At 49.2% G+C, this 10,059-nt stretch carries 9 protein-coding genes and 1 tRNA gene; 7 read left to right on the top strand and 3 right to left on the bottom strand.

What is annotated here, in order from left to right:
- Window positions 1-7 precede the first annotated feature (7 nt).
- From EIZ48_RS22385 to EIZ48_RS22365, 5 genes are all read left to right on the top strand, one after another.
- Window positions 8-84, top strand: a tRNA-Asp gene (locus EIZ48_RS22385).
- A gap of 791 nt (window positions 85-875) precedes the next feature.
- A complete protein-coding gene (locus tag EIZ48_RS29975; RefSeq protein WP_160656538.1) occupies window positions 876-3,275 on the top strand; it encodes an FG-GAP-like repeat-containing protein in 2,400 nt (799 codons plus the stop codon).
- A 181-nt stretch (window positions 3,276-3,456) separates the two neighbouring features.
- The gene (locus EIZ48_RS22375; RefSeq protein WP_075762677.1) at window positions 3,457-3,756 is read left to right on the top strand and encodes a hypothetical protein; all 300 of its coding nucleotides are present in this window, start codon (window positions 3,457-3,459) and stop codon (window positions 3,754-3,756) included.
- Window positions 3,757-3,942: 186 nt separating this feature from the next.
- On the top strand, window positions 3,943-5,139 hold the full coding sequence (locus EIZ48_RS22370) for an MFS transporter (protein ID WP_160656536.1): 1,197 nt from the start codon (window positions 3,943-3,945) through the stop codon (window positions 5,137-5,139).
- A 70-nt stretch (window positions 5,140-5,209) separates the two neighbouring features.
- Window positions 5,210-5,536 carry a DUF2799 domain-containing protein gene (locus EIZ48_RS22365; RefSeq protein ID WP_160656531.1) on the top strand — a complete coding sequence of 109 codons (327 nt, stop codon included), beginning with the start codon at window positions 5,210-5,212 and terminating at the stop codon, window positions 5,534-5,536.
- Window positions 5,537-5,609: 73 nt separating this feature from the next.
- Here the strand turns inward: EIZ48_RS22365 and dapD are convergent, their stop codons facing one another.
- Together dapD and EIZ48_RS22355 are read right to left on the bottom strand one after the other, a co-directional pair.
- Window positions 5,610-6,641, bottom strand: coding sequence for a 2,3,4,5-tetrahydropyridine-2,6-dicarboxylate N-succinyltransferase (gene dapD, locus EIZ48_RS22360; protein WP_160656528.1), 1,032 nt, complete (start codon window positions 6,639-6,641; stop codon window positions 5,610-5,612).
- Between the two features lie 240 nt (window positions 6,642-6,881).
- Window positions 6,882-7,181 (bottom strand): YebG family protein, encoded by a 300-nt coding sequence (locus EIZ48_RS22355; protein ID WP_075762681.1) that lies wholly within the window; start codon window positions 7,179-7,181, stop codon window positions 6,882-6,884.
- An 83-nt stretch (window positions 7,182-7,264) separates the two neighbouring features.
- On the opposite strand from EIZ48_RS22355, the gene EIZ48_RS22350 reads away from it, so the two are divergent.
- Window positions 7,265-7,951, top strand: coding sequence for a DNA-3-methyladenine glycosylase I (locus tag EIZ48_RS22350; RefSeq protein WP_160656556.1), 687 nt, complete (start codon window positions 7,265-7,267; stop codon window positions 7,949-7,951).
- A 20-nt stretch (window positions 7,952-7,971) separates the two neighbouring features.
- Here the strand turns inward: EIZ48_RS22350 and EIZ48_RS22345 are convergent, their stop codons facing one another.
- A complete protein-coding gene (locus tag EIZ48_RS22345) occupies window positions 7,972-8,859 on the bottom strand; it encodes a LysR substrate-binding domain-containing protein (protein ID WP_160656525.1) in 888 nt (295 codons plus the stop codon).
- 143 nt (window positions 8,860-9,002) lie between these two features.
- Between EIZ48_RS22345 and EIZ48_RS22340 the strand changes: the two genes are divergently transcribed.
- Window positions 9,003-9,980, top strand: coding sequence for a TDT family transporter (locus EIZ48_RS22340; RefSeq protein ID WP_160656523.1), 978 nt, complete (start codon window positions 9,003-9,005; stop codon window positions 9,978-9,980).
- The last annotated feature ends 79 nt before the right edge of the window (window positions 9,981-10,059 follow it).

The following is a 10,059-nucleotide window of genomic DNA, read 5'->3' as shown; positions in this document are numbered from 1 at the left end:
ATAGTGTGGAGCGGTAGTTCAGTTGGTTAGAATACCGGCCTGTCACGCCGGGGGTCGCGGGTTCGAGTCCCGTCCGCTCCGCCACTTATTAAGAAGCCTCGTCGAAAGACGGGGCTTTTTTCCATCTGTCCAATATGTTCGCCCTGCGATCGAATGAGTCCCGCTTGTGCGCAAGCCCGGCCGTTCCGCCACTTATACTAAGCCCAAGCAGAAATGCTTGGGCTTTTTTTCGTTCAAATTTTGTATCCTCAATACTGAGTGAAGCGGTAGTTCAGTTGGTTAACCTATTAACCTTGGTTATTACCTTGAGAGCTGAGCGGCCTGTCACGCTGCCGAAGGCATTCGCGGGTTCGAGTCCCGCCGGAATGCCGGCCCAGCCGCTCCGCCACTTATTAAGAAGCCTCGTCGAAAGACGGGGCTTTTTTACATCTGTCGAATATGTTCGCCCTGCGGTCGAATGAGTCCCGCTTGTGCGCAAGCCCGGCCATTTATTAGCACTTTCTAGCTTCCCCGTCACAGTAATAATCCATGATTATTTACCCTTAATGCATGCTTTTTCATTGTTGTTTTTTTGTTCTTTGTTTTCATATGTGTCAATAGTGCGCATTGTTAGAGCAATTGCTCACATATATTTGATAAAGGCTCCGGATAAAGCGTTTTGGTGCTATTAATTTACCTTAAGCTGTTGTTTTTATAGTGATTGTGATAGTTTCCATCGCTTTTGTCTTTATGTGTGCTGTTGCGCACCATTATCAATTTGCAGATTAAGAATAACTATGCATAAAACTAAAAAAAGTTGGCTAGGTAGCGCAATTCTAAGCTTATTGCTTATCGGCTGTGGGGAAGGAAATGAGACCGCAGGTAAGGGATCTGTTGTGGACAACTCATTGGTGGTTAACAGTAAGTTTGCGGCCACCTATTTACAGACCATAGAAAAGGAACCATCGCAGCCAGCCCCAGTTGGTTATCAAGCGTCGGTCAAGCTGAAGAGTCAGGTTCAGACTTTAAGTTACGATGGGAAGCTGGAGGTGACCAATATCCTGACCAAGGATAAACAAGCTTTCGACTGGCCTATGACCCAGAAACTAGATAGTGAGGGTAACGTCGAAACGGTTTCACATCGTGCACTGACGCTTAAGCCTGGCAGTTATGATTTTGTCTTACTTCTGACTTCGAAAGACGGCAAACAGAGTCAATATATGGCTCAGGCGCTGGGTGAAGACGTGATTGACGGTAAAGCACCTGAGATTGATTTTGTCCTACTGCCTAATCTCGGCGAGACCATCAGTGATTTTGAGCAGGTTCAATATGTCTCTACATTAAAGTTTTCGTGGCCAGCCGAAGATCTAGCCGCGTTGAGTCATCCGCAGTTTGGCCTGTCTATTAATGGTGAGGATGAGACGGTTTATACCATCAATAAAGAAACAGGTATCGCGGAGCTGATCATGAATGTTGAGCCGGGTGAGTATCAGCTGGCAATGCGCTTATATGATGGCGACCTGATGGTGGGAAAAAATGGCGAGCAGAATAATTCGGTTAATTTTGCTGAGGGTGAAGGTGCCAAGATGGACGTGATTCCACTCCAGGCTGACGTAAACCTTAATCTTAGCTCGATGAAAGATCAGGGGCATTTTTCCTTTACGGTACCAGCCGAAGTGGTGAATGAAGTTGGTTCAGCCCACGAACTTGCACTGATTGTTCGGCTCGGAGGGGAGAATGTACCGGTCCAGGAGAAAGTGCTGACTATTCGTGATGAAAATGGCATCTACAAAGCAAGCGATTTGTTTGAAACGGGAGGTCAGGATCAGTTAACTGCTTATTTGGCATTCCATAAGGTGAGTGAGGCATCAGAACAGTTTCGTTCAGTGCCATTTGCCAGCTGTAATACCTCAATCAATGTCGCGCTTAACCAGACTCTGGGCTGCAAGCTTGAACTAAAACGCGAAAGCATCATGACAGGGCGTGTACTGGGCACATTGATGCTGAATGTATTGGATCAGAACCAGCAGCCAGCGCTGGGCGTCAAGGTGTACGTGGGGGATAAACTCATTGGCCTGACGGGAGAGCAATACAGCACAGGTTCGATCAAGGCACATTTGGTTGCCGGTGACTATACAGTTAAAGCCGCGGAAGGCGTGCTTGAAGCGGCTGATACGATAACAATGAGTCCGTTGGCGGTTGAAAACAAGGTGCTGACCCTGCAGAAGGGTCCGAATGTTGGTGATGGAAAGTTTGTCTTGAAGCAGACTCTGACCGTCGGTAATGGCGAAGATAATTATATTGATGCCAGTACGTTAGTTGATTTCAATGGTGATGGTGCGCTGGATGTTATTCTTGCTCCTCGCCGCAATACAGAGCAAATTTATCTTAATGATGGGCAGGGTGGTTTTGCCTTGTCTTCATTCTCGTCTGGTGACAATTCAAATATTGAGAGAATTGCTGTTGATGATCTTAATGGTGATAGCAAGCCGGATATCGTCCGGGCAACGGATTCAGGGGTAAGCGTTTTCTTTAATGACGGGAAAGGAAATCTTACAGAGTCGAGCCAAAAGCTAACGGACAAAAGCAGTGATTCTGTGGCACTTGGTGATATTGACGGCGATGGCGACTTAGATATTGTTTTGCTGGAAACATGGAAAGCTCCACGGGTCTTTATCAATAATAGCTCGGGCTTTTTTGTTGATGAAAACGGTTTTTTAAGTACGTTATTTGGGCAAAAAAGCGCCAATGTTGTTCTTGCCGATGTAACAGGCAATAGCAGTTTGGATATTATCTGGGCCGGCGGCGATCGTAAGAATATGATTTTCTTCAATGACGGCAAAGGACGTTTTACCGACTCTGGTCAGCGGCTTGGAACAAGCCAAAGTACAAGTACTAATAAGCTATATAATGTAGCCGCGAATGATCTCAATAGTGATGGTTATGTCGATCTGGTTATTACAAATGCTGACTACCATGGCGTAGAAGAAGTCAATCAACTGTTTATCAATGACGGTAAAGGGCTGTTTGAGCTTTCCGATACTGATTTGGGGACCAACGGAAGAACACCGGCTATTGCTGATATTGATAGTGATGGCGATTTAGATATTGTTATCGGAGGCAAGCCAAGCATTTATGTTAATGAAGGGAATCGATACTTTACCTTATCCGACGTCAATAAGTTGCCTTACAGGGCTGACCAGCCTTTGCTTGGAGATGTGGATGGTGACGGAGATGTGGACTTGCTCCTCAGGACAGGCCATCGCAGCCTGGTTCTGATTAATCAGCCGTTGTAATAGGTCTTCATGGCTATCATTACGTCTAGTGGCAGCTTCGGCTGCCATTTATTATTAACGGCTTGGAATATGTCTGACACACCCATTTACAACTCTTTGAGCTAACTCATGGCCTGATACTTGTCATAGAGCAGGTACTTATGAGAGGGTTAGCGGCATGCTTTGCTGATGAGAGATTACCATGACATTTTTCTTTGAGCGGACGGAATCAGCCGACAAGGTGACCATTGTTCTGAAGCCGCACTCGCTTTATACCATGTTGCTGATGCTGGCAGCATGGCTGCTGAATGATTTGGTTCTGCAGTCTGCCCCTATTACTCAAATAATCATGCCTGTGTTTATTGTGTTTATGGTTATTCGCTTTTTCTCGCTTATCCGTGTGCAGAAAGAAGTACTCGTGGCCATGAAGCAAGGCCGAGTCAGCACCAGTGGCAGCAAGTTCTCTTTCACCAACCCATTTACTTACGTCATCAATAAGTAACCCGTTGCATAATTACTTTTGCTGATGCCTCCCGCTCAGGATCTCGCTGGGCGGTTGCTATTGTGTCCCTTCAGGAAATAATCCCTTAATTCCACGCTGCTAATAGTTTTCAGCGGAACATGCATAATGGAAGTAGCCTCTGATAAACAGATCTGGAGGCTGTTCGGCGTTTAACTGAGGGGATCTATGCATAAATTTAACTGGAAGCCACTGCTGCTGGCATGCTTGATTGTCAGTATTGGCCAACTTAGCCTGGGATTGGTTTTTCCTTCACTGCCGTGGATTGCAAAGGATCTGGGAGTGAGCTCTGAGCAGGCACAGCTATTGGTTTCTGGTTATCTGCTTGGTTTTGGCCCTTCCCAGCTTATCTATGGCCCAATGTCAGATGTGTTTGGCCGTCGTCCTGTTTTGCTTTCCGGGTTGCTTATCGCCTTGCTTGGACTGGCGCTGGCAGTGACGCATGCTGACTCGTTCAGCTGGTTATTGGCTGGGCGCTTTGTGCAAGGGCTTGGAGCCGGAAGTGTTGCTGTACTTGCCAGGGCGACGATACGGGACAGCTACCTGAGCCATCACCTGGTCAAGGCGATGACCTGGGTTGCGATTGTCGCGGCATTTACACCGATAGTGGCACCGGTGATTGGCGGCTTGGTTAACCATTATTCGGGCTGGCTGGCGGTCTTTATATTATTGCTGGGCTATATCGCTGTGGTCTGGTTGGTGTTGCTGCTGACATTCAAGGAAACGCTGAAGCTAACGTCGGCCCCTCAGTCCGTCAGTAAACTGGTCGTTTCATATTTCTCCCTGATGCAGGAGCGACACTTTCTCACCTTTGCCGGCCTAGGCTGGGTGAATTTTTCCTTAGTGGTCATTTCTATTTCCCTGATGCCCTTTATTATGCAGGTTCAGATTGGAATGACGTCGGATGAATATGCATTGTGGGCAATGGTCCCGGCTTTTGGCTTGCTGAGTGGCGGGATCGTATGCCAGCGGCTTCGCCCTGTGGTGGGAACCCAAAAGATGCTGCAGCTTGCGCCATTGCTCCATCTGCTTGCCGGTAGTGTCTTGATTCTGGCCCCGGTGGAGCCTGTCTGGATGAGTGCGGGGCATTTCTTGTTGGCGATGGCCAACGGAATGGCGTTCCCTTGTGCCCAGTCGCTACTGCTGGTTCCGTACGGTAGTAAAGCCGGTACAGTGTCGGCCTTGTCTGGTGCCTGTCAGATGGTATTTGTATCCTTGCTGAGTAGCTTCTTGCTTAAGCTCGGGATCAGTCAGGCCTGGCATCTAGGCTGTGTGATGTTGGTTGCCGCGGGTGTCGGGTTGGTGCTGGTGTATGTCGGATCTCGTTCTGAAAGCGGGCGTGAAGCAGTGGCTGCCTTGAATTAATCTCGTCGATTGGGCTGGAATATGAGCCATACTTATCAGCAAAGTGAATTTCTCGTTGAGGCAGAAGACTATGCTGAGATTTATCTGTCTGGTTGTCGCTATTACCCTGACTGCCTGTGTCAGCCAGCGTGAACTTGAGCTATCACAGAATAAAGAGTGGGAGCAACTTGGAGCGTATCACGGCCAGCAAGGGTATCGGGAGTGGGATGAAAATCGGCTGAATAAGCAGGGAGCGATGACAGAAACCGAGTATGAGAAGTATCGTGCCGGTTATCTGCAGGGGCGGTTTGAATACTGCAGCCAAAAGAAAACGGTCAGTACCGTGCTTAATCAGGGATACCCGGATGAGTGCAATGAAAATCAAGGTAGTTACGGTCTGATTGATCGCGGCTATTAGCTCATGAACCAATACGATAGATAGCAAAAAGGCTGCCGAGGCAGCCTTTTTGATCCTCAGACAACCTGATGAATTAGTTGTTGCTGTGCAGCTCGCTGTTTAGCTCTACGGCTGTTTTGTTGGTCAGGCATTCAATCTGGCCTGTCACAGAATTACGGCGGAACAGCAGATCGGGTTTGCCAGCCAGGTCGCGGGCTTTAACCACTTCAACTTCCTTGCCTTGTGAATCAAGCATACGGACTTTTGAACCAGCAGTGACATACAGACCTGACTCAATAGTACAGCGATCACCCAGTGGGAAACCAAGGCCGGCATTTGCACCAAGCAAGCTGTTTTCACCAATAGAGACAACTACTTTACCGCCGCCACTCAGGGTCCCCATGATAGAGGCACCGCCACCGACGTCTGAACCTTCACCAACCATGACACCAGCCGAGATACGGCCTTCAACCATGCTGACACCTGTAGTACCTGCATTGAAGTTAATGAAGCCTTCGTGCATGACTGTTGTCCCTTCACCTACGTGGGCACCCAGGCGAACGCGTGACGTATCTGCAATACGTACACCGGCAGGCACGACGTAATCGACCATTTTCGGGAATTTATCGACACAGTCTACGGTCAGTACTTCGCCGTTGAGTCGCGCTTCGATCTGGCGATCGGCCAGCTCAGGGAGATCAATCGGGCCCTGGCTGGTCCATGCGATGTTATGCAGCAGGCCAAAAATGCCGTCCAGCACGATGCCGTGAGGCTTAACCAGGCGGTTAGAGATAAGCTGTAGTTTCAGGAAGCCTTCGGCAACAGAGGCAGGTGCTTCGTCGCTGGCAAGAATCACGATAACCAATGGCTGGGTTGATTGAGCAGCCTTTGCTGCGAACTGCGCATTTTTATCATCACCAGCAGCGGTGAAGGCTGCAGCCAGATCTGCGCACTGGGCTGGAGTGACTTCAATGGCCTGGTTGCCTTCCTTATAGTCAACAACAGCTGCCAGAGCTGCAATCAGCTCATCCGTTGGGTTAAGCACTGGTGTTGGAAAGAAAGCCTCGATAATTTTACCGTCGCGGTTTTTAGTCGCGGTGCCTAGGGCAAGTGAAAAGCTGGCCATTAGTGATCGTTCTCCATGTAAAAGTTTTGAGCTCTGCGCTGCAATGCAGGCAGATTGTATACGATTGGAAACCATCATAATGACAGTTGGCATGATATTGAAGGGGGGAGCGGATAATCAGTGAAAAATGACGTAATTCTTGCCAAAGCCGGGCTATTAACAGTGGTTAACTGGCTTTTTATGCATAAAAAAACCTCCAAAATGGAGGTTTATTCATGTAGAAGCCGCTGAAGGCAGAGATTAAGCTGCATCTTCCTGTGGCTGTTCGGCAACAGCTTCAGGTTTTGCTACTTTCTTCTTTGGCGCCGCTTTCTTTTTGGCACCCAGTGCAATCAGTACTTCTTCACGCTTCTGTGCCAAGAACAGCGATAGCTCTTCTTGTTTGGCCTCATCTTCGAACAGTTCACTTTCGCCTAGCAAAGCAAACATCTCGTCAGCCATATCCAGCATCTTGTCGTATGCGTCGGCTTCGGACTTAGAGGTGAAAGTCATCTTTTCTTCTCCGTTGCGCTCAACCACATATTTGACGATAACAGCCATGGTCACCCTCTCCCGAAATTGATTTACTGGCTGTTTATACAGTAGCATAAAGGGCTATGTCCAGTGATAAGCGTGTTATTGTGATGGTGCGAGAAAAATTTACCCATATTTATGCCCGGGCAGCTGATAGAAAAGGTGGTGAGGCGGAGCTGGAAAGCTTGTTGGCCACCCCTCTAAGCGCGCAAGAGCTAAAGGAAATCCCAGATGACCGCTGGTTGGCAGCGTTCACCCAGAAGGTGTTTCAGTCCGGCATGAGCTGGAAAGTTGTCCGCAACAAGTGGCCAAACTTCGAAGAGGTTTTTTTCGGCTTTGATATCGAAAAAATGTTGCTGATGCCAACGGAGATGTGGGAGCGAAAAGCGACGGATCCGGCGATTATTCGCCACCTTGGGAAGGTCATGACAATCCCTGAAAATGCTCGCATGATCCATGATGCCGCACTGGATCATAGCTCCTTTTCGGCAATGGTTGCCGATTGGCCTGCTGAGGACATTACCAGCTTATGGCGATACCTGAAGGCACACGGTAAGCGCCTTGGCGGCAATACCGGGCCGTATACATTGCGGATCATGGGCAAAGATACCTTTATTCTGAGCCATGACGTCGAAGCTTATCTGCGTAATATCGGGGTGATAGACGGTGGCCGCGATACCCGTAAATCGTTGCAGGCTACCCAGCAGGCCTTCAGTGAGTGGCAGCAGGAAAGTGGCCGTCCGTTGTGTCAGATCAGCCAGATCATTGCCTTTAGTCAGGGAGATAATCGCCTCTAAAGGCGATGACTCAGGGCCTTTTAATGCAGCGTCCAGCTCTGGCAGAAATTCAGGAACAGCTTGAGCAGCGGGCTCTGGTATTTTTCCCTGTGATAGAGCAGCCAATACTGGCGGTGGGTATCGAGTGGCAAGTTGAGGATAGCCAGACGGTTATCCTTAACGGCATGCTCGACTGCCAGTCGTGACAGGCAGGTGATCCCCAGCCCTGCCGTTGCACAGTTAATGATGGCCTCGGTGGTGTTAAGCTCGAAGGCTTGCTGCCACTCCTCCAGCCTCGGTGCAATGCGGTTGAGAAAAAACTCCCGTGTGCCCGATCCCGGCTCACGCAAAATCCACTGCGAATGCTCCAGATCTGACAAACTTAGATTGCCTATCTTGGTCAGGGGATGATCAGGATGGCATGCTACCACCATTTCATCGTTCAGCCAGGGCTGAACTACCAGGTCGGACTGCTGTACTTTGCCTTCGACCAAGCCGATATCGAGTTCGAATTCACTCAGCATGTGGCAGATCTGGGCGGTATTGGAAATAAACAGGGATTGATCATCGTGTTTGCTGTGGTGGCGAAAATCTCGGAGCAAAAAAGGGGTGATTTGATTGCCGACCGTATCGCTTGAGCCGATTTTTAGTTTTCCGCTAATCGGACCGGCATGATCAAACAGTAGCTCAATGTCATTGCTACGGGCCAGAAGTTCGTCGGCTAGGGGCAGCAGGCGCTTTCCCTGTTCGTTGATGATCAGGCGGTTGTTATTGCGATCAAAAAGCTTGTGTCCCAGGTGCTTCTCAAGTTCAGACAAGGCCATGCTGACAGCGGGTTTGGAGAGAAACAGTTTTTCAGCGGCCGCCGTGATGGTTCGCTCCTGGGCAACGGTGATGAAGACTCTGAGCTGCTTGAGTGCAATGTTCATTGTTACCTCTTATGTTCAGTAATTCTTAAAGATAATTTAAAAATATTCAAATATTCCAAACATCAAAGATTATATACACTCTTCGTGTGTTTGGAAAAGAGCGTTTCTGCCAGCAAGAAAAGGCAGAAAGTGGAGTGGGTAAGATGATTCAGGCAACGAAGAACAAAGTCGCAGGTGCGCCGACCCCGATGGCAGGGCTGGCATTGGGTATCGGCAGTCTTGGGTGGTGCTGGGAGAATGCTGTTGATCTTGACGGGCTAGGGCAGCTCGGCGGCGCGGCTGTCGCCTCGGTATTGCTGCTGATCTTGATGACGAAATTTCTTTTTCATCCTAAGTCGTTATGGGACGACCTGACTCACCACGTCGTGGGCAGTGTGGTGCCAACTTTCGCAATGGCATTGATGGTGGTGTCAAAAGCGGTCGGTCTGTATGCCCCGAAACTGGCTCCGGCACTGTGGTTATTTGCCGTGATACTGCACCTCATTTTTCTGGTGTTGTTTGTCTACCATCGTGCGGTTGAGTTCAGGCTTCATCACATGGTGCCAAGCTGGTTTGTACCTCCTATCGGCATTATTGTGGCGGATGTTGCGTTTCCCGGCGGTGCGCTGCGTCCCCTGGCCGAGGGATTGCTGGCCTTTGGTATGGGGGTGTACGCGGTAATGCTGCCGATCATGATCTATCGTTTGATTTTTAGCCATGAGATCCCAGATGCAGCAAAACCGACGATTGCGATAATGGCCGCCCCTGCCAGTCTTTCTCTTGCCGGTTACCTGACCGTGGAGCAAAACCCGTCACCGGTGATCATTGCGCTGCTGGCTGGTATCGCGGTACTGATGACATTTGTTATCTACGTCGCGTTTTTCCGGTTGCTGCGGCTCGATTTTAGCCCGGGCTATGCTGCCTTTACTTTCCCGATGGTTATCGGTGCAACGGCATTGTTCAAAACCGCATCCTGGATGGCCGCAAACGGTGTAGCGGCCGAATATGTTAATCAGGTTTCCCTGCTAGCGACGGTTGAACTGTATGTATCAACGGTGGTTGTGTCCTATGTCGCGCTTCGCTATTTAGCCTACTACCGCCCGATAACCAAACTGTTCAACCTGCAGCCGCAGGAGGGATAACGGACATTTATTCATTCTTTGAAGTGAGTTGCCTGGCCTGGATTGTTCGCCTTGGGAATGGCGGATAACCCGGCCTTTT

The sequence above is a fragment of the Photobacterium alginatilyticum genome, assembly GCF_009910675.1.
Taxonomy (GTDB): Bacteria; Pseudomonadota; Gammaproteobacteria; order Enterobacterales; family Vibrionaceae; genus Photobacterium; species Photobacterium alginatilyticum.
Note: the sequence above shows the minus strand (reverse complement) of the source record. Positions and strands in the feature narration are given on the sequence as shown.